This is a genomic window from Rhodococcus sp. NPDC056516 (assembly GCF_042794655.1).
Classification (GTDB): Bacteria; Actinomycetota; Actinomycetes; order Mycobacteriales; family Mycobacteriaceae; genus Rhodococcus_F.
In genome coordinates, this window is sequence record NZ_JBHTTG010000005.1 from 332324 (window position 1) to 357908 (window position 25585).

The 25585-nt window shown below is 62.2% G+C and carries 28 protein-coding genes and 1 riboswitch; of the genes, 16 read left to right on the top strand and 12 right to left on the bottom strand.

Going from position 1 to position 25585, the window contains the following annotated elements; translation table 11 throughout:
• Positions 1-10: 10 nt before the first annotated feature.
• The 5 genes from ACFQ6Y_RS17360 to ACFQ6Y_RS17380 form a co-directional block, all read right to left on the bottom strand.
• Positions 11-784, bottom strand: coding sequence for an ABC transporter ATP-binding protein (locus ACFQ6Y_RS17360; protein WP_378635065.1), 774 nt, complete (start codon positions 782-784; stop codon positions 11-13).
• A complete protein-coding gene (locus tag ACFQ6Y_RS17365; RefSeq protein WP_378547358.1) occupies positions 781-1821 on the bottom strand; it encodes a FecCD family ABC transporter permease in 1041 nt (346 codons plus the stop codon). The genes ACFQ6Y_RS17360 and ACFQ6Y_RS17365 overlap by 4 nt, the downstream gene beginning before the upstream one ends.
• Positions 1818-2570: a class I SAM-dependent methyltransferase gene (locus tag ACFQ6Y_RS17370; protein WP_378635068.1), complete on the bottom strand. Its 753-nt coding sequence runs from the start codon at positions 2568-2570 to the stop codon at positions 1818-1820. The genes ACFQ6Y_RS17365 and ACFQ6Y_RS17370 overlap by 4 nt, the downstream gene beginning before the upstream one ends.
• Positions 2571-3566, bottom strand: coding sequence for an ABC transporter substrate-binding protein (locus tag ACFQ6Y_RS17375; RefSeq protein ID WP_378635071.1), 996 nt, complete (start codon positions 3564-3566; stop codon positions 2571-2573).
• A 57-nt stretch (positions 3567-3623) separates the two neighbouring features.
• Positions 3624-3805: riboswitch (cobalamin riboswitch) on the bottom strand.
• A 40-nt stretch (positions 3806-3845) separates the two neighbouring features.
• The gene (locus ACFQ6Y_RS17380; RefSeq protein WP_378635074.1) at positions 3846-4703 is read right to left on the bottom strand and encodes a siderophore-interacting protein; all 858 of its coding nucleotides are present in this window, start codon (positions 4701-4703) and stop codon (positions 3846-3848) included.
• 479 nt (positions 4704-5182) lie between these two features.
• Between ACFQ6Y_RS17380 and ACFQ6Y_RS17385 the strand changes: the two genes are divergently transcribed.
• A complete protein-coding gene (locus ACFQ6Y_RS17385) occupies positions 5183-5974 on the top strand; it encodes an SDR family NAD(P)-dependent oxidoreductase (protein ID WP_378635077.1) in 792 nt (263 codons plus the stop codon).
• A 52-nt stretch (positions 5975-6026) separates the two neighbouring features.
• Here the strand turns inward: ACFQ6Y_RS17385 and ACFQ6Y_RS17390 are convergent, their stop codons facing one another.
• Positions 6027-7382 carry a DUF1254 domain-containing protein gene (locus tag ACFQ6Y_RS17390; RefSeq protein WP_378635080.1) on the bottom strand — a complete coding sequence of 452 codons (1356 nt, stop codon included), beginning with the start codon at positions 7380-7382 and terminating at the stop codon, positions 6027-6029.
• Between the two features lie 104 nt (positions 7383-7486).
• Between ACFQ6Y_RS17390 and ACFQ6Y_RS17395 the strand changes: the two genes are divergently transcribed.
• The 4 genes from ACFQ6Y_RS17395 to ACFQ6Y_RS17410 all read left to right on the top strand — a co-directional run bounded on the left by ACFQ6Y_RS17395 (position 7487) and on the right by ACFQ6Y_RS17410 (position 10044).
• On the top strand, positions 7487-7888 hold the full coding sequence (locus ACFQ6Y_RS17395) for a nuclear transport factor 2 family protein (protein ID WP_378635083.1): 402 nt from the start codon (positions 7487-7489) through the stop codon (positions 7886-7888).
• Positions 7889-8052: 164 nt separating this feature from the next.
• Complete coding sequence (locus tag ACFQ6Y_RS17400) at positions 8053-8208, top strand: DUF6131 family protein (protein ID WP_003945564.1); 156 nt, start codon at positions 8053-8055, stop codon at positions 8206-8208.
• Positions 8209-8345: 137 nt separating this feature from the next.
• On the top strand, positions 8346-8822 hold the full coding sequence (locus ACFQ6Y_RS17405; protein WP_378448717.1) for a hypothetical protein: 477 nt from the start codon (positions 8346-8348) through the stop codon (positions 8820-8822).
• Between the two features lie 64 nt (positions 8823-8886).
• Positions 8887-10044 (top strand): AI-2E family transporter, encoded by a 1158-nt coding sequence (locus tag ACFQ6Y_RS17410; protein ID WP_378635086.1) that lies wholly within the window; start codon positions 8887-8889, stop codon positions 10042-10044.
• 7 nt (positions 10045-10051) lie between these two features.
• On the opposite strand, the gene ACFQ6Y_RS17415 is transcribed toward ACFQ6Y_RS17410, so the two are convergent.
• Positions 10052-10267: a hypothetical protein gene (locus tag ACFQ6Y_RS17415; RefSeq protein ID WP_283306092.1), complete on the bottom strand. Its 216-nt coding sequence runs from the start codon at positions 10265-10267 to the stop codon at positions 10052-10054.
• A 187-nt stretch (positions 10268-10454) separates the two neighbouring features.
• On the opposite strand from ACFQ6Y_RS17415, the gene ACFQ6Y_RS17420 reads away from it, so the two are divergent.
• Entirely contained in the window at positions 10455-10724 is a 270-nt protein-coding gene (locus tag ACFQ6Y_RS17420; protein WP_209448388.1) for a DUF4235 domain-containing protein, read from the top strand.
• A 37-nt stretch (positions 10725-10761) separates the two neighbouring features.
• Here ACFQ6Y_RS17420 and ACFQ6Y_RS17425 read toward each other — a convergent pair whose 3' ends face one another.
• The gene (locus ACFQ6Y_RS17425) at positions 10762-11169 is read right to left on the bottom strand and encodes a RidA family protein (RefSeq protein ID WP_378535644.1); all 408 of its coding nucleotides are present in this window, start codon (positions 11167-11169) and stop codon (positions 10762-10764) included.
• Between the two features lie 111 nt (positions 11170-11280).
• Here ACFQ6Y_RS17425 and ACFQ6Y_RS17430 point away from each other — a divergent pair, with 111 nt between their 5' ends.
• A complete protein-coding gene (locus ACFQ6Y_RS17430; protein WP_317551308.1) occupies positions 11281-11496 on the top strand; it encodes a BldC family transcriptional regulator in 216 nt (71 codons plus the stop codon).
• A 72-nt stretch (positions 11497-11568) separates the two neighbouring features.
• Here the strand turns inward: ACFQ6Y_RS17430 and ACFQ6Y_RS17435 are convergent, their stop codons facing one another.
• From ACFQ6Y_RS17435 to ACFQ6Y_RS17445, 3 genes are read right to left on the bottom strand one after another with little or no spacing between them, the layout of a single operon-like run.
• The gene (locus ACFQ6Y_RS17435) at positions 11569-12768 is read right to left on the bottom strand and encodes an acetyl-CoA C-acetyltransferase (RefSeq protein ID WP_378635089.1); all 1200 of its coding nucleotides are present in this window, start codon (positions 12766-12768) and stop codon (positions 11569-11571) included.
• Positions 12765-13427, bottom strand: coding sequence for a 3-oxoacid CoA-transferase subunit B (locus ACFQ6Y_RS17440; RefSeq protein WP_378635092.1), 663 nt, complete (start codon positions 13425-13427; stop codon positions 12765-12767). Before ACFQ6Y_RS17440 ends, ACFQ6Y_RS17435 begins: the two co-directional genes overlap by 4 nt.
• Positions 13424-14191 (bottom strand): CoA transferase subunit A, encoded by a 768-nt coding sequence (locus tag ACFQ6Y_RS17445; protein ID WP_172436629.1) that lies wholly within the window; start codon positions 14189-14191, stop codon positions 13424-13426. The genes ACFQ6Y_RS17440 and ACFQ6Y_RS17445 overlap by 4 nt, the downstream gene beginning before the upstream one ends.
• A gap of 167 nt (positions 14192-14358) precedes the next feature.
• Between ACFQ6Y_RS17445 and ACFQ6Y_RS17450 the strand changes: the two genes are divergently transcribed.
• Positions 14359-15138, top strand: coding sequence for an IclR family transcriptional regulator (locus ACFQ6Y_RS17450; protein ID WP_378635095.1), 780 nt, complete (start codon positions 14359-14361; stop codon positions 15136-15138).
• On the opposite strand, the gene ACFQ6Y_RS17455 is transcribed toward ACFQ6Y_RS17450, so the two are convergent.
• Positions 15135-15737: a helix-turn-helix domain-containing protein gene (locus ACFQ6Y_RS17455; RefSeq protein WP_378635097.1), complete on the bottom strand. Its 603-nt coding sequence runs from the start codon at positions 15735-15737 to the stop codon at positions 15135-15137. The two genes, ACFQ6Y_RS17450 and ACFQ6Y_RS17455, sit on opposite strands and share 4 nt — an antisense overlap.
• Positions 15738-15849: 112 nt before the next feature.
• Here ACFQ6Y_RS17455 and ACFQ6Y_RS17460 point away from each other — a divergent pair, with 112 nt between their 5' ends.
• The 8 genes from ACFQ6Y_RS17460 to nagB all read left to right on the top strand — a co-directional run bounded on the left by ACFQ6Y_RS17460 (position 15850) and on the right by nagB (position 25561).
• On the top strand, positions 15850-17253 hold the full coding sequence (locus tag ACFQ6Y_RS17460; RefSeq protein WP_378635100.1) for an MFS transporter: 1404 nt from the start codon (positions 15850-15852) through the stop codon (positions 17251-17253).
• A 109-nt stretch (positions 17254-17362) separates the two neighbouring features.
• Positions 17363-19270: an alkyl/aryl-sulfatase gene (locus ACFQ6Y_RS17465; protein ID WP_210378069.1), complete on the top strand. Its 1908-nt coding sequence runs from the start codon at positions 17363-17365 to the stop codon at positions 19268-19270.
• Positions 19271-19287: 17 nt separating this feature from the next.
• Positions 19288-20268: a linear amide C-N hydrolase gene (locus ACFQ6Y_RS17470; RefSeq protein ID WP_378448704.1), complete on the top strand. Its 981-nt coding sequence runs from the start codon at positions 19288-19290 to the stop codon at positions 20266-20268.
• A 103-nt stretch (positions 20269-20371) separates the two neighbouring features.
• Positions 20372-21703, top strand: a complete 1332-nt coding sequence (locus tag ACFQ6Y_RS17475; protein WP_378635103.1) for an MFS transporter — start codon at positions 20372-20374, stop codon at positions 21701-21703.
• 46 nt (positions 21704-21749) lie between these two features.
• Positions 21750-22946 carry an anhydro-N-acetylmuramic acid kinase gene (locus ACFQ6Y_RS17480; RefSeq protein WP_378635107.1) on the top strand — a complete coding sequence of 399 codons (1197 nt, stop codon included), beginning with the start codon at positions 21750-21752 and terminating at the stop codon, positions 22944-22946.
• Positions 22943-23818, top strand: a complete 876-nt coding sequence (locus ACFQ6Y_RS17485) for a MurR/RpiR family transcriptional regulator (RefSeq protein WP_378635112.1) — start codon at positions 22943-22945, stop codon at positions 23816-23818. The genes ACFQ6Y_RS17480 and ACFQ6Y_RS17485 overlap by 4 nt, the downstream gene beginning before the upstream one ends.
• 45 nt (positions 23819-23863) lie before the next feature.
• The gene (gene murQ, locus ACFQ6Y_RS17490) at positions 23864-24781 is read left to right on the top strand and encodes an N-acetylmuramic acid 6-phosphate etherase (RefSeq protein ID WP_378635116.1); all 918 of its coding nucleotides are present in this window, start codon (positions 23864-23866) and stop codon (positions 24779-24781) included.
• A complete protein-coding gene (gene nagB / locus ACFQ6Y_RS17495) occupies positions 24782-25561 on the top strand; it encodes a glucosamine-6-phosphate deaminase (RefSeq protein WP_378635120.1) in 780 nt (259 codons plus the stop codon).
• The last annotated feature ends 24 nt before the right edge of the window (positions 25562-25585 follow it).

Consider the following 25585-nt stretch of genomic DNA (forward strand, 5'->3'; position numbering starts at 1 on the left):
CTCGGAACGGTTACATGTGGCAAGGCGGAAGGTATCGCACGGTGGGTGCGCCCCCGGGACCATCAAGGCGTACTTCGGCGTCGACCTGATAGACCTCGGCGATCAGGTCGGCAGTGAGGACCTCGGTCGGGCTTCCGTGGGCAACGATGGATCCCCGGTTCAGCATCACTATCGAATCGCAGAACATGGCGGCCAGATTCAGATCGTGCAACGCCATGATCGTGGTGGTGGGCAGGCGTCGCACGAGCGCGAGCAATTCGAGTTGGTGGTTGATGTCCAGGTGATTGGTCGGTTCGTCGAGTAGCAACTCGTGGGGTTCCTGGGCGAGGGCGCGTGCGATCTGGACGCGCTGTCGCTCCCCGCCTGACAGGGTGTGCCACGACCGGTCCAGCATGCCGGCGAGGTCGGTGTGTTCGATCGCTGCGCGGACGGCGTCACGATCGGACTCGGACTGCCCGCCCCACAGACCGCGGTGCGGTGTGCGTCCGAGTTCGACGACCTCGGCAACAGTCAGATCGATCTCGGTGTTGCTGTGCTGGTCGACGGTGGCGATTCGGCGCGCGACGTCGCGCCGTTTCCAGTCGGACAACGGAGTTCGGTCCAGGGTCACCATTCCGGACGTCGGACGATTCTGCCCGGCAAGAAGTTTCAGCAGCGTCGACTTTCCCGAACCGTTTGGGCCGAGGAGCCCCACCGTACTTCCGGTGGTGGGGGAGACGGCGATGTCGTCGACTATGAGCGCCCCGCCGACCCGCCAGCTGATACCGGTCGCTTCGAGCGTCATGGCCTGGCCTTCCGTCTCCAGAGGATGACGGCAAACGCAGGCACACCGACCAGTGCGGTCACCACACCGGCCGGGAGTTCCTGCGGCGCAATGGCTGTGCGTGCCACGGCGTCGACCCAGACCAGGAAGATGGAGCCGATCAGTGCCGATGCGGGCAGGAGTCGGCGGTGGTTCGAACCGACGAGAGCGCGCGCCGCATGCGGGAGGACGAGGCCAACAAAGCCGATGGCGCCTGCGACGCTCACGATCACTGCGGTCATCAAAGCTGTTGCCAGTAGCAAGGTCAGCCGTACCCGCCATACGTTCACTCCCAGCGACGACGCGGCGTCCTCACCGAAGGCAAACGCGTCGAGTGCACGGGAGTGAGTCAGACAGACCACCAGGCCGATTGCCACCACCGCTGCGCAGAGCGCGACATCGAGCCAGTCGGCGCCGCCGAGTGAGCCTAGGAGCCAGAACATCACACCGCGGGTCTGCTCTGGATCAGCCGAGGTGATGACGATGAACGAGGTGAGCGCGGAGAACAGTTGGGTCGCGGCGACACCGGCCAGGATCACCCGATCCGGTGTGCCGCCGGCCGCATGGGCGAGCAGCAGCACCAGTGCGAAGGAGATCACCGCGCCGATGAAGGCGCCGCTCGACAGTCCGACCACCCCTGACCCCACTCCGAGGATCACGATCAGAACGGCGCCGGTCGAGGCGCCGGACGAGATACCGAGGACAAAGGGATCGGCCAGTGGATTACGAAGCAGAGACTGCATGATCGCTCCGCACAACCCGAGGCCGGCACCGCAGAGCGCGGCGAGCAGAGTACGCGGCAGACGGAGATCCCACACGATTCCGTCGCGAATAGGGGTGACGTCCGCCGCGGTACCGCCGAGATGGCCCACGACGATCGAGGCCACCTCGCCGACCGACAGACCGGCCGGCCCCAACGTGATCGCCACGGCGGCCGACCCGGCCAGCGCGACAACACCGATCACCCACAGCAGGGTGACGGCTTTCGGGTTGTCACGCAGCCGAACGCTTGTCGTCATCTCACGCCGTAGACCACGTAGTCGTCGAACAGTTGCCAGACCGTTCCCGACTCCCGAAAACCCGCCTGCGCGAGCGCCGCCAACTGGAAGTCGACGGCAGTGGTCGCGGTGGCGTCGCGCCCGGCGAATCTGCGCTCACGCTCGCCGGTCAGTGCCCCGATGCCGGGAGTGGCCCGCAGCCCGTCCCACCAGCTGTCCCACTCGGGAGCACCGGTCGCAAAAGCGGAGCGTTGTGTCTGCTCGTCGTGAGCTTTCGCCCATCGACTCATGACGGGGGAGCGGCTGTCGAAGCGAAAGTGGTCACCGTTGAGCAGGACACCGTCGGGGCTCAGCAGTTCGCGGCACTGCCGGTACACCTCGACGAGCTGCTGCGGTTGCAACCAGTGCAGTGCGGTCGTCGACACAATCGCCTGAACCGGCGCAGTGACCGTAGTAGGCCAATCGGCTCCCGCGAGGTCTGCGTCGATCAGCTGCAGTCGGTCGCCGAAACGAGTCGACGACTGGCGGGCGAGCTCCAGCAGCATCGGGTCGTAATCGATCCCCACAACGCTCGCGTGCTCGAACTTCTCGAGAATCCGGGCGCTCAGTGAACCCGGCCCGCAGGCCAGGTCGACGACCGTGAACGGGGTGTGCGCGTGCTGCAATTCGAGAACGTCGAGAATCACGTCGAAGCGCTTCTCGCGATCGGCGATGTATGCGGCTTGCTGGTCGTCCCACTGACGCACCAGTTCTCTGATCTCCGCGGACATCTAGACCACACCCAACTGGCGCAGGCCGTCGGAGAGCTGTTCGATGCCACCGACATTGCGGATCGAGGGATCCATCGTCGTGCCTTCGAGGATGATGTAACGCTTGTTCTTCACTGCGGTGAGCTTGCTGGCGACCGGGTCCGATTCGAGGAACGCGATCTTGTCTGCGGCACTGTCGCCGTCTCCACCGCGGTCGAGATCTGCGAGCACCAGCACGGTCGGGTCTCGATCGAGCACACTCTCCCAACCGATTTCGGGCCAGTACTGCTTGTTGTCGTCGAAGGCGTTCTTCGCACCCACCGCGTCGGTCATGATTCCCGGTGCACCGCAGCACCCGGCGAAGTACGGAGTCTTCGTGGCTGCGTACCACCACGCCAGCGTCACGTTCTCAGCTCCCAGTGCCGCCGTGGCGGTGGCCGCGCGATCCTTCAAACTCTCGGTGAGCTCGACGCCTTTGTCCTTGACATCGAACAGTGTTGCCACGTCGTCGATTTCGTCGTACAAGTCGTCGAGCGTGAGGGCCTTGCTCTGCTCGGCATCCTGACCGGTGCACTCGCTGGGAGACTGATATGTCGCGACACCGAGGTCGGTGAACTTGGTCCGGTCGGCGATGCCTTCCGAGGTGAACGTGTAGTTGAAGGTCGTGTAAACCATGTCGGGTTCGCGTTCGAGGACACTCTCGAATGACGGGAACTCGGTGTCGAAGGCCTTCACCTGACCACGCGCCTCGCGCAGTTCGGGGAGGACGTCGTCATCGCTCATGGCGTAGCCGGCCATCCGGTCCTGCACTCCCAGCGCGAACAGCATTTCGGCCGCAGGCTGATTTACCGCGATCGCCCGTTCGATCGGTCGCTCCACCGTGACGTCTCGGCCACAGTTCTGGACTGAGGCGCTGGATTGTTCGGCAGAACTGTCGTCGGAGGAGCAGGCAACCAAGGATGCGCCCAACAGGGCTGCAACGGCAGCGGCGGGTAGGCGAAGTCTGGACAGACGCATGGAATCTCGTTCTCGCAGGGGCTCGTACGCGGAACCCGTTACCGTGTGAACAGGCGCCTGTTGACCCCTGCTGCCAGCCGGTATTCGGACTCGAGATCGCCCCACCCGAGCGCCTTCCCAGATTCTCATCCAGTGGCGTAAGCCCGGGCGGTCACCCTCACCGCTGCGCGTCAGTTCCGGATTCACACCGGATTCCCTGACCCCCTGTGTGGAGGTCTGCTGGCACAGAGGAACTTATCACCGCAGTGCACTGCCGGTCAGGTCGGCCGGTGTAGGCAATCAGATCTCGATGGCCAGGTCGTCGATGTCGGTCAGGGTTCCACCGTCGGCGAGGATGCGCTCGTAGTTCTCGCGTCGACGGAGGTCGATCTCGGTGTTGCTGATGCCCTGCTTCCAGTACCCGAATATCGCAACGTCGTCCTTGTCGAGTCCGACGGTCGAGCGAAAGTGCTTCCGTATTGCGCGCATCTCACTGCGTTCACCGGCGCCCCACACGACGTAGCTCTCGGGATCGGTGAGCTCGCGCGCCCGCGTCGTCAGTGGGCCGTCGGGCTCGGCGGGATCGACGCTGACGCGGTGAAGTTCCAGGCCGGGGAGGGTGGGTAGTTCGGCGAAGGCGACCTCGTCATCTGTTGTGACCCAGCCGATTCCGGCGACGTCGGTAGGCAACTGCTCGATGATCGAGTGCAACGCAGGTATTGCGGTGCCGTCCAGAAAGAGTGCGATACGTCGACCGGGAACATCAGGGATCAAGAAGTGTGGCCGCGGACCGGTGAGGCCGAAGGTGTCGCCGACGGTCAACGCCGCCGCCCATCTCATCATCGGACTGGTCTGTCCGTGCAGGACCACGTCGATGACGATCGATCCGCTCGCTGAATCGTAGGAACGCACCGTGTACACGCGCGAAGCGTCGTCGAAGGCCGGCCCGAGATTCATGCGTACGGTCACATTCGGGCGTGACCAGGTCGGGTCGTCGGTCGAATCGCTCAAGTGAGCCGTGATCCGCAGCAGGTGGTCGCTCGGTCGCTCCATTGCCTCGACGATCGCGAGAACGTCGTTGAGTCCGCGATTGTGGTCGGCGGTGCGTAGGACGGTCGTCGGGGAAGTTGTTGTACTCGTGGCGTCTGCATGTGTCATCGGTTGTGCTCCTGGATCGGATTGTCGAGTGCCATCAGGTTAGTGTGCCTAAGTAGTTGGAGTTGTCCAGAAGCGACATCTGCTTACCTGGAACGACACGCTCCGCGAACAACGCGTTTGAGCGACCTGTGCTCGCGCTGCTACCGTGCTTGTGATGTCCATACGCCGCTCTTCTTTCGCTTCCGGCCGTGCACTGCGCACGGCCCGATTCGGCGTAGCGACATTCCGACGGGGGCGTAAGGCGATCGACCGCCGCCCCTCTGGTCTCGTCTGGATCGAAAGAGCCTTGGCCGCACCGGCCGGATCCGTCTGACATTCGCCACCTCTGCGGGCATAGCCTCGCCGAGATTTCGCAGTGCCACACCTGTTGCAGTGCTGCGTATTTCCCGTACCTGAAGACTCTCGCGGGTGAGTTGTGACTGTCGGCGCCACCGAGCCTGGATTACCAGCCAACTCGTTTTCGTGAAAGGTACACAGCAATGAATCGTTTCGAAGGTCGTCGTATTCTCGTCACCGGCGCAGGATCTGGAATCGGGCAGGCAACCGCGCTGCGGTTGCTCGCCGAAGGTGGCCGAGTGGTCGCTGCCGACATCTCCGAGCAGGGTCTGGCAGACACACGGAAGTCGGCTGAACATGCCTCGACGGAGGGTCGTCTCGACACCGTCGTCGTCGATATCGGTGACGAGAGTTCCGTCATCGAGGTTGTGGGTCAGGCGATTTCGACTCTCGGGGGATTGGACGTACTGGTCAACGCCGCCGGGATACTGCGTGGTGGGCACACCCACGAGACCTCGCTGGACCTGTGGAATCAGGTGCTCGCCGTGAACTTGACGGGCACTTTCCTCGTCACTCGTCAGGCACTGCCGGCTCTCCTCGCCACCGGCAACGCAGTCGTGGTGAATTTCAGTTCCACCTCCGCGGCCTTCGCGCACCCGTACATGGCCGCGTATGCCGCAAGTAAGGGAGGAATCCAGTCCTTCACTCACGCACTGGCTCTCGAATACGGCAAGCAGGGTCTGCGTGCCGTCGCGGTGGCTCCAGGCAGTGTGAAGAGCGGGATCACCGACACCACGGCGTCGTACTTGCCGGAAGACACCGACTGGTCGCTCTTCGGCAAGTTGTCACCGATTCTGAGCACTGATCTGGAGTCCGGTGGTGCCCCCATGGCCGGGCCGGAAAGTGTTGCGGGAGTTATCGCGATGCTGGCATCCGACGATGGTGCCTTCATCACGGGCACGGAGATCCGTGTCGACGGCGGCACACACGCCTGATTCTGCGTCCGTCTGACGGCCTACCCCCAGGCAGGCCGTCAGACGCGAGCCGTCATTCTCGCGAGCGAGTGATGGCGGGGACGACGTAGGACTGATCGAGCACGGCGGGCGAAGGTTCGTACATTCTCAGTACCGGTCGGAAATCCCCGCGCGGGGCGGGCAGCCAGTTCGCCTTCGCCGTGGGATCTTTCGGCTCCTCGTGGCTGATCGTGATCGTCAACGCACCGTCGGCGTCGTGGATGATTCCTGGAGTGCGGTCGCCGATCGAGTATCGGTCGACGGGGTTCGCCACGAGGAAGAAGTCCGGCACCGAGTACATCGTCAGCGACCAGAAGGCGCTCACCGGCGGAGTGGGGTCGAGTCTGATTGTGTAGGTACGCGTTCCGTTCAACTGCTCGCCCTGATCGTCGACGTAGGTCATGATGTACGCCGCTTCGTAAGGGTGGTTACCCCACAGCCCGCCCTTGGCAGCCGCGGCGCGTTCGACGATGCGCAACTTGGGATCGGCGATCTTGAATTGTGGATCGTCGATTGTGCCGACCTCGAAGTAGTCGAGGTTGTAGTCGAAGGCGTGGAATGTGAGCTTCCATCCGTTGACTTCGGGGCTGGAGCCTTTCGTGAGGGCCTCGAGCAGATTCTTCTCACCGATCGTCAAACCGTCAGCCAACGCGGCTGCCTCGTCGGCAGAGAGCGAGTCGGCAGAGTGTGAGGTATAGGGAGAAGCACCGGGCTCGTTGATGCCGATCGGCGAGAACGATTCCTGGAGTTCTCGATCGCGCGGGGCCGGCGGAAAGGCCTGTGACCAGATGCGGAGTTTCTCGAGGAACAGGAGGTCCTGGCTTACCCCGGCGTCGGGGACTGGGAGACCGGCCGGGGTCCCGGTGGAGTCGACGACGGTCAGGGTGGTGGCGTCCTGCAAGGCGTGCACTGCGGGGAGGTCGTCGTCGCCACCGCATGCCCACCGGCCCACGATGGACGCAATGTTCGTGGGAAATCTGATCACCGTGGTCTGGGCCGCCGGTGTTCCCGTCCAGGTGGGTGGGACGAGAAGGAAGTCTCCGCTCTTCGTACCGGTGGCACGGTGCCCGACGTAGGCGAAATTGTTTGTCCAGGCATCGACGAACTGGAGGACGTAGTAACGGCCATCGGTATCGGGGACGTGCAGCGCAACGGGGCCGACAGAGAGATCGATCTGCGCCATGGAATACACGGTGTCGTTGTTGATCGTGACAAAAGTGTCTGCGGGGCCGGCGAGTGTGCGGGCGTGACTGAAGGTGTTGAAAGGTGCGGCGGGGTTCGCTCCGACACCGTCGTGAACGTACCGATGGACCTGATCGAGATTGAAAACGAGGGGAAATCCGTAGATGTACGCCTGAGCTGCAAGCTCGGTGCGGCTGGTGTCGGTCATCTCTGCCCTCTCGTCGTTCACGTCGGTTCGAAGTCCACCTTGCGGGAACCCTGTCGTCGGGGCATCACCCGCCAGGGGTGACGCCCCGACGACAGGGAGAAGACATGTCGGATCAGGAGAGTGCGGCGTTGATCGCTGTCGCAGACGAGTGGAACGTCGCGATGTGCTCGAACGACGCCGAACGGATCGGCGACTTCATGGCAGACGACTGGGTGATCGTCTCGGAATCCGGGGTATCGACCAAAGCGGAGTTTCTGGGCTTCGTGGCCTCAGGCGACCTGACGCATTCGGCGATGGACCGCGTCGGGAGCGCTCGCGTGAGTTTCTTCGGTGACGTCGCGCTGTTCACCACTCGGATCACCAATACTGCGCACTACGACGGCAGGCAGTACGACGCCGACGAGTGGACCACCGACGTGTTCGCGCGACGAGACGGTCGTTGGCGCTGCGTATTGAGCCACATCACGCCGGCGGTCGAGGCGAAGATAGAGGACGTGGAACCGTGACGGAGAAGTAAAAGAAAGGCTGATGTTTTAACAGCGACACTATTGGGTAGTAATACGAGTTTTGTATTTTTGAATGTATTTATCGGATTTATCGATTGCGAAGTTTCTGTAGTAGCGTCAGTTGAGTAGATCATTTTTATACGCATACCGGATGAGGTTCTCACATGATTGTTCTCGGCATTATTCTGGCGTTGATCGGCTTTTTCACGGGGTTGAGCATTCTGACCACTGTCGGCATCATCTTGGTCGTCGTAGGTGCAGTTCTGTCTATCCTCGGTGCTACGGGGCGTGCAGTGGGCGGACGAAAAGTCTGGTATTGATCGATACTGCGCGAGTAGCTGAGAAAGCGGTACCCGATCTCTTCGGAGATCGAGTACCGCTTTTTTCGTTCTCGATTTACGTGTCGGTGCATCCACCCCGAAACCTGACTCTGAATGGCGTCGGGTAAACATGAAGGATGCTTTCTCGAGATCAGGACGAAGAGAAATCTGCAGAGAGATTCAGATTCCCTCGCAGATGGAATCAAATTGACGAATCGCGCCGCGGTTTGGTGTTGGCGTGGGTGGCCTTCACGCTGACGTTCGGCGGAGCACGTCTGGTGACCTGGTTGATCCAGATCGATACCAGGGACGTCGGCGACATCAGCGCCGGTGGCACTCATCTGCATCACTACCTGTGGGGAATTCTCCTGTTGGCGGGAGTAGCGATATTCGGACTCGTCGACCGAAGTCCTCGCGCAAGAACCTGGATGGGCATCGCGCTGGGCATTGCGCTCGGACTCATCGTCGACGAAGCCGCACTACTGATCACTCTCGACGACGTCTACTGGCAGAGCGACGGTTGGCCGAGCATCGCCATCGCCGTGTCGATCATCGGTGTTGTGGGAACCGGGCTCGCGCTGACACGAAGCGGAGCGGAGAAGCCTCGAGGTTGATCCGACTGCGGCACGGGTACTCACCCTCGAGCCGGGAAGTCGCGCGGATCGTGAGGTGGCTTGGATGGATCCCAGTTCCGCGGACACATCACCGGATTCCGAAAGCGGAGTTCAACCGATAGATCCGATGGCGGAAGCCGAACGTGAAGCCGCAGCATTGGCGACGCCCGTCCGGCCGCTGGGCGAACCCGGACCGAGATTCGATCGTCGTTCACCGTTCTTCATCGGACTGAGCGCCGCGGCCGGAGTTGCCGTGACGTACGCGGTGATCGAGGTGCTGCTTGCGGCGCGGGGCATGTTGATCCTGATCGTGGTCGCATTGTTTCTCGCGGTGGGCATCGAACCGGTGATCGTCTGGCTGGAGCGGAGAAATTTCCGACGCTGGATCGCGGTCACCGTGGTGCTCCTCGGAATTGCCGTGATGTTGGCTCTGTTCCTCGTTGCTGCGATCACTCCGCTGGTCGAGCAGGGACGCCAGTTCGCATCGCACGCTCCCGAACTCCTGACACACATTCGTGACCGGTATCCGATCGTGAGCGACCTCGACGAGAAGTATCACCTCGAGCAGCACCTCACGACACAACTGGATGGTTCGGGTTCTGCACTCGCGACGGGTTTGCTCGGTGCGGGGCGGGCGGTGTTCAGCGCAGTCGCCGACGCCGGAATCGTTGCTGTACTGACGACGTACTTCTTGATCGACTATCCACGAATCCGCACGAATCTGTATCGGCTGGTGCCACATTCGCGCCGGCCGCGAGCAATCGCCATCGGTGACCAGATACTGGCAGGTGTGGGCGGGTATGTCCTGGGCAATGTTCTGATCTCTGTGATCACCGCAGGATGCACCTTCGCCTGGTTGGTGATCTTCGACGTGCCGTATCCGTTGATCTTGGCGCTGCTGGTCGCTCTGCTCGATTTGATCCCGATAGTCGGTTCCACGATCGCAGGGGTTATCGTCGCCCTGGTCTCCCTGACAGTCTCTGTCCCAACGGCATTGGCGACTGTTGCGTTCTTCGTCGCACTACGCCTGCTCGAGGACTACCTTCTCGTCCCGAAGATCATCGGGAAGACGGTGGCGGTCCCGGCACTGGTGACTGTCGTCGCGGTTCTGTTGGGCGGAGCGTTGCTCGGTATTGTCGGTGCGTTGCTGGCAATTCCGGTCGCTGCGGCCTTGCTGCTGCTCGCAAGGGAAACTCTCTTCCCTCGGCTCGACGCTTCTTGACTGGCTTCTATCGGACAGCTCGCGCGTGACGCCGCGAACCAGGATTCGGCTTGGGGCACATCCGAGTCGGGATCGTTTCCCCTTCGTCGGTGATACGGAATACCGACACTTTTTCGCTGCAACCGTGATTCAAATCGACCGCGTATGCGATCGCGGCGCGATCCGAGACGAAATCTTCCATCACCGTTGTACCGTCCGGTAGTTCGATTCTGTAGTTTTCCATGACTTACACAACCTTCTTTCGCTAAGACGATCTTACCCGGCTCGAGAAGTGGTAAACCCGTGGAACATAACGTGCGACAGTCGACTTCGCGTCTCGCCGCTGCGATGTTTCGACAACTCGCCTGCGGGGTAGTGAGAGTCGGTCAGCCGCTCAGGCGGTACGTGTCGAACGACGGAGGATCCGCGCAATGAGCGCAGTATCGAAAGCGATGTACAAGCCACTCTCGCTGGCCACGAGCGTCCTGGGCGGCATTTTGGCGGGTGCAGTTTTCCAACAGGTGTGGAAGCGCATCGGTGACGACAAGAATGCGCCCGAGCCCAAGGACTTGAGCAGGTCGAGTAGGGAAGTCCTGATCGCCGCTGCCCTGCAGGGCGCCATCTTCGCTGTTGTGCGCGCCGCCGTTGATCGTGCGGGAGCAAAGGGCTACCGGGCCCTGGCTCACGAAGATCCACGGTAGGGAAGATCCCCGGCAGGAACGTCCAGCCAGTTCGAGTTCAGTCGACGACGGCCGCGATTGCCTCGATCTCGACCAACTGATCGTCGTAACCGAGAACGGTCACACCCATCAGAGTGCTCGGGGCGTCATGATCGCCGAACGCGTCGCGGACTACTTCCCACGCCGCAACGAGGTCTTCTTGACTGCTCGACGCCACCAGAACGCGGGTGTTGATCACATCGGTGATGGACGCGCCGGCGTCCGAGAGGGCGGTTCTGAGGTTGTCGACGGCCTTGGCTGCCTGTCCCGCGTAGTCGCCGACGGCGGCGGTGGAACCGTCCTCGTTCAACGGGCAAGATCCTGCGAGAAAGATCAGTCGAGCCTCGGCGGGAGCCGTTGCAGCATAGGCATATTCAGCGACTGAAGAGAGTGATGTGGAACGGATCAGAGTTACCGACTTCGGCATAGTTTCCCCAAGGAATAGTAAAGGTTTGCAGCGAGTCTTTCACAGCGCACCTGGGGTAGCCAATTCGTCATCGGACCCGTCCCTTCGGGCTGCGGCTACGAATGTCTGTCAATGAGCCGAGAAGAAGAACACACAGCACCTGTCGATGAGTGGCTGACGACCAAACAGGTTGCGGCACTGTTCCACGTCGACCGGACCACGGTATCCAGATGGGCGAGGGAGGGCAAAGTCGGAACTCTGAGAACGCTTGGCGGACATCGGAGATACCGACGGTCGGAGATCGAGAAGTTGTTGCGCAACCGCTTGACGACACTCGACCCGACGTAACCTCCGGCGTGAATCAGACAGGCCGCCGAGCACGATGAGGGCTCGGCGACCTGTCTGGTCAGCAGAAACTGATTACACCTTGGGGACGCGGATGATGAGTGCGTCGCCTTGTCCGCCGCCGCCGCAGAGTGCGGCTGCGCCGATGCCGCCGCCGCGGCGTTGCAGTTCGAGGGCGAGGTGCAGGGCGATGCGGGCACCGGACATGCCCAGGGGGTGTCCGACGGCGATGGCGCCGCCGTTGACGTTGACCTTGGCGGGGTCGAGGCCCAGTTCGCGGGTGGAGGCGATCCCGACGGCGGCGAACGCTTCGTTGATTTCGACGAGGTCGAGATCGGTGGGGTCGATACCTTCCTTGGCGCAGGCCTTCGCGATGGCCCGGGCGGGCTGGGACTGGAGGGTGGAGTCCGGTCCGGCGACGACGCCGTGGGCGCCGATTTCCGCGATCCAGGTCAGGCCGAGTTCTTCGGCCTTGGCTTTGCTCATCACCACGACGGCGGCGGCGCCGTCGGAGATCGGGGAGGCGGAGCCGGCGGTGATGGTGCCGTCCTTGCTGAACGCGGGACGCAGTTTGCCGAGGGATTCGGTGGTGGTGTCGGCGCGGATGCCTTCGTCCTGGGCGAAGACGATCGGGTCGCCCTTGCGTTGGGGGATGGAGACGGGGACGACTTCGTTGTCGAAGTAGCCGTCTTTCCAGGCGCGGGCCGCGTTCTGGTGTGAGGCGGCGGCGAAGGCGTCCTGCTCGGCGCGGGTGATGTGGGCGCTCTCGTGTTGGTTGACCTGTTCGGTGAGCAGGCCCATGGCCTGGTCGGTGAAGATGTCGTGGAGGCCGTCGTAGGCCATGTGGTCGCGCATCGTGACGTCGCCGTATTTGAAGCCTTCGCGGCTTTTTTCGAGCATGTGGGGTGCGCGGGACATCGATTCCTGCCCGCCGGCGACGACGATGTCGAATTCGCCGGCGCGGATCATCTGGTCGGCGAGGGCGATGGCGTCGATGCCGGACAGGCACACTTTGTTGATGCTCAGGGCGGGCACGTTCATGGGGATGCCGGCGGCGACGGCGGCTTGGCGGGCGGGCATCTGGCCGGCGCCGGCGGTGAGGACCTGTCCCATGATGACGTACTCGACCTGCTCGGGTGCGACTGAGGACTTGTCGAGGGCGCCTTTGATGGCGATGCCGCCGAGGTCGGACCCGGAGAGGTCCTTCAACGATCCGAGGAGTCGACCCATCGGGGTACGAGCTCCCGCAACAATCACAGTTGTCGTGTCGGTCATGCCAGTTCTACTTTCAGTTCGGTGCCGGTTGCGGCGACAACGTCTTCGACGCTGACATCGGGGGCGAGTTCACACAAGACGAGTGGACCGTCTTCGCTCACGTCGATGACGGCGAGGTTGGTGATGATCCGATTCACCACTCCCTGGCCGGTGAGCGGCAGGGTGCAGGCGTCGACGATCTTGGGGTTGCCGTCGCGGTCGTTGTGCTCCATGACGACGATGACGCGTCGAGCGCCGTGGACCAGGTCCATTGCGCCGCCCATGCCCTTGACCATCTTGCCCGGCACCATCCAGTTGGCGAGGTCGCCCGTCTTCGACACCTGCATACCGCCGAGGACTGCGGTGTCGATGTGGCCGCCGCGGATCATCCCGAACGAGAGGGCTGAATCAAAATATGCCGCACCGGGATTGACGGTGACCGTCTCCTTGCCGGCGTTGATGAGGTCAGGATCGACGTTGTCCTCGGTGGGATACGGTCCCGTGCCGAGAATTCCGTTCTCCGAGTGCAGGACCACACGAACGTCCGAGCCCAGGTATCCGGGAATCAGTGTGGGAAGACCGATTCCGAGGTTGACGTACTCGCCGTCGATCATCTCTGCGGCCGCCCGCGCTGCCATCTGCTGGCGCGTCCAACCCGTCACTGTCACTGGTGCGGTCATCGTGTGGTTCCTTCCGAAGCGCTGACGGTTCGCTTTTCGATTCGCTTGTTCTGAGGTCCGGTGTGGACAACGCGCTGGACGAAGACCCCAGGCAGATGCACTGACGCCGGATCGATCTCGCCGGGCTCGACCAGGCGTTCCACCTGCGCGATCGTGATGCGACCGGCCATTGCAGCGAGGGGGTTGAAGTTCATCGCGGTCTTGTCGAACACGAGGTTGCCGTCGGTGTCTCCGAGAACAGCGTGCACGAGTGCGTAGTCGGCGTTGATCGCCTCTTCCATCACGTAACGCTTGGTGCCGAAGACGCGAGTCTCCTTCGGGGGAGAGGCGATTGCGATCGAGCCGTCGGCGTCGTAACGCCACGGCATTCCGCCGTCGGAGATCGGGCTACCCACTCCGGCCGGTGTGAAGAACGCCGGGATTCCGGTGCCGCCGGCGCGAAGACGCTCCGCGAGCGTGCCCTGCGGCGTCAGTTCCACTTCGAGTTCGCCGGCCAGGTACTGCCGGGCGAACTCCTTGTTCTCACCGACGTACGACGCGGTCACCCGTCGGATACGTCCCGCGCTCAGCAAGATTCCGAGGCCGTGATCGTCGACGCCGCAGTTGTTGGAGAACACCTCGAGGTCGGTTGCACTCGTAGCTGCGATCGCGTCGATCAACACGTCGGGGATGCCGCACAAACCGAATCCGCCGACTGCCAGCGTTGCGCCGTCGACGATGTCGGCGACCGCGTCTGCTGCGGACTCGTACACCTTTGCTGTCATGTTCTCTCCCTGCCAGGCGTTCATTGAGTAGACACTCACTCACTTCAATATCCAGTGAACTATCTCCAGTTCACAGGTTCAAGCAATCTCGAACATCCACAGTGAACTGATCGACTACTGACCATCTGAAGAAAATTCGTTCACTGAATGGACGCTAGGATGAAGGCATGCCAACTCACGAGCAATCGCCGGCCATGGTCGCGCGGGTGGCGGCACTTCTGCGAGCCCTCGGCGCGTCCGAACCAACGGGCGCTTCCACCACGGAATTGGGCAAGCTCACCGGCCTCGCTCGGCCCACCGCGCACCGACTGCTCACGTCCTTGGCTGCCGAAGGACTGGTCGACCGTGACGCACGAACCGGTCGGTGGTCGCTCGGTCCGGAGTTGTACCTCCTGGGGGCGGCGGCCGGAAATCGGTACGACATCACCGACCGCGCTCGCGACGTCGTCGACGAACTCGCCCGGGTCACGGGGGAGAGCGCATTCCTGTCGGCACGTCGAGGTGACGAGACTGTCTGCATCCTGAGTCAGGAAGGCAGTTTTCCGCTGCGATCTCACGTGCTGCACGAGGGGAAGCGTTTCCCGTTGGGAGTCGCGTCGGCCGGCCTTGCCATCTTGAGCCACCTACCGGCGCGGGACGTCGACGACTATTTCGCCCGGGTGAATCTGGATTCGGAATGGGGTGAGATCCACAGTGAGACATCGATTCGAGAGCGAATCGAGTCGACGCGGGTCACCGGCTACGCCGTCAATCCAGCCCTCATCGTCGAGGGAAGCTGGGGGATGGGTGCCGCGGTGTTCGACCGCAACGGTCGCCCGGCCTGGGCGTTGAGCTTGACCGGAGTGGAAACTCGCTTCCGGCCCGCGCGTCATGCCGAGTTGGGAACGCTGCTCCTCGAGCACGCTCACACACTGTCGAACCGATTGAAAACGCATGCAGTGACCTAACTTTCGGGAACCAGGTCTTGTGCAGTAGTAGTTTTTGCCTTCGTGCGCACATGTGCCTTCTCGCCTTGCGGGCCGAAAAGATGCAAGATTTCCACCACCTGTTCATCGGCAGGCCCGAACCAATGGGGCTCGGCAGTGTCGAACTCCGCGACTTCACCGGGGCGTAGGAGAACCTCGCTCGCCCCCAGGATGAGACGCAGATCCCCGGCGAGGACGTAGAGCCATTCGTAGCCGGCGTGGGTGACCAGCTTCGGTGGACGCGGACCGATCACCTGCTTGAAGACCTGCACGCGGCCGGGATAGCGCGTCAACGGAACGACGGCACTGCCGTTCTTGCGTCGGCTCGGGGTGAGGTGAACCCGGGGATCGCCCGTAGCGGGAGCGCCGACGAGTTGGTCCAGCGCGACCCGGTGCGCCCGGGCAAGCGGCAACAGCAGATCGAGGGTGGGACGACGCTTCCCCGATTCGAGGCGTGAGAGTGCGCTGACGGAGATGCCGGTGGCCTCGGACAGCGCCTCGAGAGTCAATCCGCGATCGCGTCGAAGCGTGCGCAGCCTCGGTCCGATATCGGTGATCAACTGCTCGAATTCAGCATCCATGCCGCCCATCTTTGCAGTTTCCGCAAAATTCTTACCGACTTCGGACGCTGGAGAGCAACGATCCTTTCGACAGTCGAGTACGGCAGAGCACTTCGAGAGATGGAGTCCGACCATGAAACCTTCGAGCGGGATCGAACCGCAAGTGATCGGACTTGATGCACGGCGGCGATGGGGCATCCTGGCGATCTGCTGCACGAGCCTGTTCGTCGTCGGGTTGGACACGACCATCGTCAACGTAGCCCTGCCGACGATCGGTGAGGGATTTCGCGTCGGAACCCGTGGTCTGGAATGGGTCGTCAACGCGTACACACTCGTCCTGGCCAGCTTGCTGATCTCGTCCGGAGCGGTGGCCGATCGATTCGGCAGGAGACGAGTCTTTCAGATCGGGCTTGTCGTTTTCGGGGTGGCGTCGATTGCCTGCGCACTCGCTCCGTCCGTGGAGGTGCTGATCGCGGCGCGGGTCGTCCAAGGCGTCGGTGGGTCGATGCTCAGTCCGGTTGCCTTGGCGATCGTGGTCAACGTGATGACCGACCCGAAGGAGCGGGCCAAGGCGATCGGGGTGTGGGCCGCGGTCTTCGGCCTGAGTATGGCGGCAGGGCCGATCGTCGGCGGCGTGCTCATCGAAAGTTTCGGCTGGCGATCGGTTTTCTGGATCAACGTGCCGGTGATCTTCGCCGTGCTCGTCTTGACTGCTGTGTTTGTACCGGAGTCCCGAGTGCAGCAGTCGCGACGTCTCGACCTTCCCGGTCAGTTGCTACTGGTGATTCTTGTCGGCGGGGCGGTCGCCCTTCTGATCGAGGGTCCGCGAATCGGATGGTTCTCTGCCGCGGCGACGGCAGGGTATGTCCTTGTTGCTGCAGCGTTGGCCGCATTCATCCGCGTCGAATCACGCAAGCGCGAGCCACTGATGGATCTCGCACTCTTCCGCCGCAGACCGTTCTCGTCGGCTGTGATCGGCGCTGTCGTGGTGTTCGTGGCGTTGAACGCGACGCTACTGCTCGGCACGTTCTACTTGCAGCACTCCCGCGGTATGAGTCCGGCCCTGGCCGGCGCGATCACCCTCCCGATGGCTGTTGCGGCAACGGTCTGCGCGCCGTTGTCCGGAATACTCGTCGGACGCTTCGGCCCGCGGCGGCCGCTGCTGATCGCCGGTAGTTTCACGACGCTCGGTGGACTGTGCCTGGTCTCGCTCGACAACAACACGGCGATTCCGATGCTGTTGGCCGCTTACCTGTTTCTCGGTATCGGATTCGGGTTCTCGAATGCCCCCATCACCAACACCGCCGTCAACGGGCTGCCGAGATCGCAGGCGGGGCTTGCCGGTGGAATAACTTCCAGTGCACGCCAATTCGGTGCCGCTCTCGGTGTGGCGCTGGCCGGTGGCATTATCGGCGGCAGTGCACCGGTAGACGTCGCGCAGGCATCGAGGCTGGGATGGATCCTGGTTGCCGGATGTGGGATCGCAGTCCTGTTAATTGCACTCGCATCTCGGAATTCCGAGGAACTCCCCGGCTGATCACCTTGCGTGTTCGTGCGAGCTTCACCCTGCGCGGGTGATTCCAAGCGCGTGCCCAACCGATACAGATGATGGGGTATCAGATCGTCGTATCCGAGCGGGGAGTGCCATGTGCCAGACACCTAAGGACGCAACACCGGCCACAGTCACGGCGAATCGCGAGGCAGTCGCGCGGTATGCCATGGATGACCGGCAGGATTTTGCCGACGCGGATCGAGGGTTGATCGCTCCGTTGCCGGGCAACGTTCTCGGCGACGACGGGCATGTGGTCTTCGACCCGGACGCTTTGGCGTACATCGGTGACGACGTTCCCGCGCCGGACACCGTCAACCCCAGCCTGTGGCGCCAGAGTCAGGTCATACGCCGAGGTGGGCTTTACCAGGTGACGGATCGCCTCTACCAGGTGCGCAACAACGACATCGCGAACCTGACGGTCGTAGAGGGCGACGAGGGACTGATCGTCATCGACTGTATGGCTGGAGTCGAATCGGCACGGCAGGGAATGAAGATGATTCGCGAGCACGTCAGCGACAAGCCGGTCGCGGCAATCATCTACACGCACACCCATATCGACCACTACGGCGGCGTTAAAGGAATCGTCGACGTCGAGGACGTTGCGTCGGGAAAGGTGCCGATCATCGCACCCGGCACGATCGCATCGTTCGACAAGTTCGCAATCGGTGAGAACGTTGTGGCCGGCAATGCCATGGCCCGGCGGTCTTTCTATGCCTTCGGTGGATTGCTCGACCTCGGCCCGAAAGGGGCAGTCTCCTGCGGAATCGGTGTGCTCAGCACCAAAGGCCCTCAGATCTCGTATATTTCGCCGACCGACAGCATCACGGAGACCGGAACGAAGCGTGAGATCGCCGGTCTGGAATTCGAGTTCCTGTATGCGCCGGATACCGAGGCCCCGGAGGAAATGCACATCTGGATCCCCGAACTCGCCGCGCTGACCTGTGCGGAGAACGCCAATCATTCGCTCCACAACATCCAGACCCTCAGAGGCGCGCGCACTCGCGACGCTCGGAACTTCGCTCGGTATCTGGACGAGACTCTCGAACGATGGGGAGACGAAGCGGCTGTTCACTACGGACCGCACACGTGGCCGGTGTGGGGTAACGAGAACCTGGTGCCGTTCATCGAATCGCAAAGGGACACTTACAAGTACATTCACGACCAGGCGCTCCGTCTCGCGAACAAGGGGTACACACCGCTCGAAGCTGCCGAGGTGATCGAACTGCCGGACGAACTCGGGCGCAAGTGGTACAACCGCGGATATCACGGAACTCTGCACCACGACGTTCGCGCCGTGTACACCAAGGAACTGGGAATGTGGGACGGCGATCCGGTGTCGCTTCATCCACATCCGCCGGTCGAATCGGCGAAGAGGTTCGTCGATCTCCTTGGCGCGCAGAAGATCCTGGACGAGGGCAAGCGGGCATTCGACGCCGCGGACTACCGATGGGCGGCAGAGATCCTGCACAAGTTGGTGTTCGCGCAACCGGAGAACACCGAAGCGAGGAACCTCCAAGCCGACGTCTACGAGCAGATGGGCTATCAAGCCGAGGGGCCACAGTGGCGTGGGATCTATCTCTCGGCCGCTCTGGAGCTCCGTGAAGGCGCCCAGCCCGCCCCCTATGTCACCGCGAGCCAGGACAGTGTCCTCGCGATGCCCATCGACATCCTCTTCGACTTCGTCGCAATACATCTCATCGGCGACAAGGCCACCGACGCGGAACTGCGGATCGATTTCGTGTTCACCGATCGCGGCGACGAGGCATGGACTGCGTGGGTCAAGCGCGGCGTCCTCAATGCACGTAAGGGCGCGTCACCGAACACACAACTGACGGTCTCGGGCCCGAAAGCGGCACTCGTGGGAGCGCTTCTGCAACCGGGCGCGGCCGCCGAACTGGCCAAGGCCGGGAAGATTTCGCTCGACGGAGACGAATCAGCGCTCGAGACGCTGGGAGGGTTGCTCGATACCTTCGATCCCAGTTTCAATATCGTCACGCCGTAACGAAGGGATAGTTTTCGATGTGTACACGCTTGGTCTACTTGGGGCCCAACGACACTGTGATCACTGCTCGATCGATGGATTGGAAGGTCGATCTCGGAACAAACCTCTGGGCTTTCCCGCGCGGCATGACCAGAGGGGGCTGCGCAGGTCCGAACTCGATACAGTGGACGTCGAAATATGGAAGTGTTGTCGCGACGGCCTACGACATGTGCACGACCGACGGGGTCAACGAGGCTGGGCTGTCTGCCAATCTCTTGTGGTTGGTCGAGTCCGAGTACCCGACGTATGACGGTTCGACCCCGGGATTGTCTATCGCGGCGTGGGCGCAATACGTCCTGGATCGCTTTGCGACAGTTCAGGAAGCGGTCGAAGTGCTCGCGTCGGAACCGTTCACGGTAGTGACCGCTGCCGTTCCCGGCGAAGACCGCCTCGCAACGCTGCACATGTCGCTCTCGGACGCTGGGGGAGACAGCGCGATCATCGAGTACGTCGGTGGGCGCCCGACGATTCATCACAGCCGTGAGTACCAGGTGATGACCAATTCGCCGATCTTCGATCAGCAACTCGCCGTCAACGAGTACTGGAAGCAGATCAACGGAACCGTCATGCTGCCCGGAACCAACCGTGCCGCTGACAGATTCGCGCGGGCATCGTTCTATGTGGATGCGATACCGCAGACGGACGATCCGCGGTCGGCATTGGCATCCACCTTCAGTGTTATTCGGAATGTATCGGTGCCCCTGGGTATTTCGACTCCCGACGAGCCCAACATCTCGTCGACCCGTTGGCGTACGGTCGTCGATCACAAACGCACGCTCTATTTCTTCGAGTCGGCGATGACACCGAATACTTTCTGGGTGGACGTGGCGTCGATGGATCTCGCGGAGGGGACGCCTGTCCGAAAGCTCGGGCTCGGCGCGAACGAGAGCACCGTCTATTCCGGTGATTCCACTGGCCAGTTCGAACAGGCGGAGGCATTCACGTTCGCGGGAGCATAGTGATTTCGGAGCCGCAAAGATCCAATCGTGAAACTTCTTGACATTTATACTCCGTTCAGATGAAACTTTGTTGCATATTCGGGTTTCGTCAACGGAGGACGGCATGGGCATCACAGTGCAGACACGGAACGATGGTGCGCAGCTCAAACGGCGCAGGGCGCTCGTCGCCGGCTCCGTCGGAAATTTCATCGAGTGGTACGAGTTCGGTGTGTACGGGTTCTTCGCGACGATCATCGCGTCGAACTTCTTCAGCGCCGATGGCTCCGGCGACCTCGAAAGCTTGATCAAGACCTATGCGTCGTTTGCGTTGGCGTTTTTCTTCCGCCCCGTGGGTGCCGCACTCTTCGGTCGACTCGGTGACCGCATCGGCCGACGCCCCACCCTGGTGATCGTTCTTCTGCTGATGTCGGCTGCGACGACCCTGATCGGTGTACTCCCCACCTACGAGAGCGTCGGAATTCTGGCACCGCTTCTCTTGACGGTCCTTCGAATTCTGCAGGGATTGTCGGCCGGTGGTGAGTTCGGCGGTGCAGTGTCGGTGATGACCGAGTTCGCTCCGCCCGGTCGACGTGGGCTGTACGGCTCGTGGCAGTCGTTCACCGTCGCACTCGGACTGCTCGCCGGTGCGGGTATCGCAGCACTTCTCGCTACTGTCCTCGACCCTTCACAGCTCAGTGACTGGGGCTGGCGCATCCCGTTCCTCCTCGCACTTCCGATGGGGCTGGTTGCCCTGTGGCTCAGGCTCCGGCTCGAAGAAACGCCGTCGTTCGAGCGTGCTCGATCAGTCCAGTCCGAACCGACAGCTGATGCAGCGGCGCCGGTAGTGCAGCCGACTGTCGGAGAGACGGCCAGGGCGATTCTGCTCGGAATCGGGCGTTTGATGGGGTGGTCTGCTGCCGGTTACACGTTCCTCGTCGTGATGCCGACTTATCTTCAGAGTTCGCTCAACGCGACTTTCCATCAGGCACTTGTCGCTTCCGTGCTCGCGAATGCGGGCTTCGCGGTGACCATTCCGATCGCGGGTGGACTCAGCGATCGCATCGGACGACGCGCGGTCATGCTCACCGGCACCGTGATAATTCTGGTCTTGGCTCTGCCGCTGCTCAACGTCCTGCAGAACGAGCAGACGTCTCTGACAGCCAAGGGCTTTGCAGTGTTTGCAGCCGGCGCCGCAGTGGGACTTGTTGCCGGGCCCGGACCCGCCATGCTCTCCGAGATGTTCCCCACTTCGGTTCGGTACACCGGATTGGGACTCGCATACTCCCTGTCCAACGCGGTCTTTTCGGGCTGCGCCGGTCTGATCATCACGTGGCTGATCAAGGAAACTTCCAATCTCGATATTCCGGCCTACTTCGTGATGGCAACGTGCGCCGTCAGTGCAATCGCCTTGAGTACCTTGCGAGGAAATGCCCACAAGCGGGCACTCGTCGACTGACCGCAGCTTTTCCGAATGCCGAAACGATCCGAGTAAGGGATATTTCATGAGAGTCATCGGTCTGATGTCCGGTACTTCGTACGACGCTATCGATGCTGCCGCAGCAGACATCCGGATCGACGGGGACACTCTTGTGCTCACCCCACTGGGGATGGTCAGCGAACCGTATTCCGGTGAGTTGCGGGCTGCGGTGGCGGCTGCGGTACCGCAGGCGTCCACCACTGTCGGTCAGATCTGCCAACTCGACACCGAGATCGGACAGGCATTTGCGGCCGTCGCCGCGCGGGCGAACGCGGAACTGTGCGGTGGCAGTGCGGAATTGATCTCCTCACATGGTCAGACGATGTTCCACTGGGTCGAAGGAGCGCAGGTAAAGGGCACTCTTCAGCTCGGGCAGCCGGCCTGGATAGCCGAGAAGACCGGATGCACGGTTGTGTCGGACCTGCGCTCTCGCGACGTGGCGACCGGTGGTCAGGGTGCGCCACTGGTCAGCGCGTTCGACGTATTGTGGCTCAACGGAAGAACTTCGGGTTCCGTCGCGCTCAATCTCGGTGGCATCGCGAACGTCACTGCTCCGGGTGGCGCTCCGACATCGACGGCAGATGGAGCCGCAGTACCGATTGCCTTCGACACCGGCCCCGCAAATGCGCTGATCGACGCTGCGGTAAGCGAATTCACGGCGGGGGAGCAGTGGTTCGATCTCGGTGGGGCTCTGGGCGCAGCCGGCACACGGAACGTCGATCTGCTGGCACATCTACTGAGCGAACCGTATTACGCGCAGCCCGCTCCCAAGAGCACGGGCAAGGAATTGTTCCATCGGGACTATCTACTCGCAGCTCTGCGGGGCTACGAATCCTTGTCTCTGGCTGACATCGTCGCGACACTGACTGCACTGACCGCCCGGACCGTCGCCGATTCCGTCAAAGCACTCGCGGCCACCGAAGTGGTGGTATCAGGTGGTGGCACCAAGAACCCGACGTTGATGGCGATGCTCCGTGACGAACTGGGCGACATCGCGCTTGTCTCTTCGGACGAACTCGGAGTCACCTCCGACATCAAGGAAGCATTGGCTTTTGCGGTTCTCGGCTTCCTCACCGCACACGGATTGCCCGGAAGCATTGCTTCGTGCACCGGTGCGCGTCACGCCAGTGTGCTCGGATCTCTGACCCCAGGAAGCCGTGGGCTGCCTAGAATCACATCGGTGCCGTCAGCTCCGAGAACGATGCGAATCGAGGCGTTATGACTTTGGACCGGAACGCTCCGGCGTCCGTCGACCTGCTTGCTCGTATTCGCGCATCACTGAGCAGCCTCTCGCCTGCCGAGCTGCGGATCGCCGAAATCATCGAAGCCGACCCCAGTCTGGCCTCCACCCTGACGGTCAATGATCTCGCCGAGCGGGCGTCGACAAGCACGGCGACAGTGGTCCGCACAGCCAAACGGCTCGGCTTCGAGGGCTATCCACAGCTTCGTCTCGCGCTGGCGGCCATCAGCGGGTCCGGCGCCGGGGACACGATCCCCCTCGGAGTGGACATCGTTGCTGCCGACTCGGCCGGCGAGGTGATGGCCAAGCTCGCCGAGTTCGAATCCGAACAACTCAAGGGCACGGCGCAATTGACAGATCCTGCTGCGCTCGAAGAAGTTGTGTCCCGGATTCGATCCGCCCGCCGCGTCGAGGTGTACGGCATCGGCGCGTCAGGCATCGTGGCGCAAGACCTCACGTTGAAGCTCTCGCGTATCGACGTCAATTGCCGGGTTCATCTCGACCGCGACGCGGCGATGGTCAGTGCCAGCTTGCTCGGACCGGACGACATCGCAGTGGGCATCTCACATTCAGGTGAGACTTCCGATGTCGTCGAGCCACTTGCCCTTGCCCGTCGTACCGGGGCGTCGACCGCTGCGATCACCGGTGGGGCGCGATCGACGCTCGCCGTGCAGTCACACCACGTTCTACTCACTGCCGGTAGAGAATTCGGTTTCCGATCGGCTGCGATGGCAAGCCGCACCGGCCAACTGTTGGTAGTCGACACAATTTTTGCGATGGTGGCGCACTCGCTGCCCAGCGCACTCTCTGCTCTACAACGAAGCCACGATGCAATCGCTTCGAAGCGACACTGACGAGGAGTCGTCACTGTGAGATTTGATCTAGGAGGACTCGTCACAATGCAATTGGAAATGCTCTCCACCGAGAGACCCAACCCTCTCACCCGCGATCTCGACGTCATGTCGGTGTCAGACCTGCTCACGGTGATGAACCAGCAGGACGCAATCGTGGCCGACGCCGTCGCGGCGGTAATACCCGCCATCGAAGCCGCAGTCGACTTGATCGTCGCCGCACGGGCACAAGGTGGTCGACTGATCTACCTGGGAGCCGGGACAAGCGGGCGTCTAGGAGTGCTCGACGCAGTGGAATGCCCTCCGACGTTCGGGACAGATCCGGGTGAGGTGATCGGAATCATCGCCGGTGGCCCGGGAGCGTTTCTGAACGCAGTCGAGGGAGCAGAGGACGATCCGCGAGCGGCTGGGGGCGACCTGGACGCAATCTCGTTGAACGCCACGGACGTCGTCGTGGGCTTGGCGGCCAGTGGTCGCACTCCCTATGTCATCGGGGGACTCGATCATGCCCGCGAACTCGGCGCCGCAACAGTGGCAGTCTCGTGCAACCTGGGTGCGGCAATGAGTTCTCACGCCGGCGTGGCCATCGAAGTGGAGACCGGCCCCGAGATCCTCACCGGATCGACGAGGCTCAAGGCCGGGACTGCGCAGAAGATGGTGTGCAACATGCTCTCCACGGCCAGTATGGTCCGATCCGGGAAGGCATTCCACAATCTGATGGTCGATCTTCGGCCGACCAATGCCAAACTTGTCGATCGTGCAAACCGGATCGTCGCGGCAGCCACCGGAGTGGATACCGAGATCGCTTCGGAGACCATCGAGAATGCCGACGGTCATGTGAAGGCAGCGGTCGTCATGTTGTTGGCCGAATGCGACTTCGCCGAAGCGACCGAATTGTTGGATCGCGCTTCGGGTTCGGTACGCGATGCCATCGTCGGAGCCGGCAAGAGCAGTGAGGAAGTCTGAATGGAAATCGTCATCGTTCCCAGTCCGGAAGACGGCGGGCGAATTGCTGCCGATATTGTTTGCGGCGCAATGGAAAACGGAGCGCGAACGCTCGGCCTCGCAACGGGATCGTCACCGCTGCACACGTATCGAGAGCTGATCAGGCGGCATCGAGAATCGGGAGTGTCGTTCGCGGCTATGAGCGCGTATCTTCTCGACGAGTACGTAGGTCTCACGTCCGATCAGCCACAGTCCTACGCGCACACCATCCGCACGGAACTCGTGGATCACCTCGACATCGACAATGCGCGAGTTTTCAGCCCCGACGGCGGAGCCTCGGATCCCAGTGAAGCTGCCCGGCGCTACGACGCTGCCATTGCCGAAAACGGTCCCGTCGACGTGCAGATCCTCGGCATCGGCCTCAACGGACACATCGGTTTCAACGAGCCCTCCTCTTCACTTGCGTCGCGCACCCGAGTGAAGACCTTGACCGAGAGGACCCGCGCCGACAACGCACGGTTCTTCGCAGACCCGGCCGACGTGCCGCATCATGTGATCACACAAGGACTCGGAACCATCAGTGATGCAAGGCATCTCGTCCTGATCGCGGACGGCGCACGCAAAGCGCCCGCCGTCCGGGCGGCGGTCGAAGGTCCGGTCTCGGCGTTCTGCCCGGCATCAGTGCTTCAGCTGCATCCACACGTGACCGTCATCGTCGACGAGGCAGCGGCCGGTGAACTCGAACTCGCGGAGTTCTACCGCTACACAACCGAGCACAAGCCTGCAGAGCAGGGCTACTGACTGAAAAGCGGGGGACTTGATCTC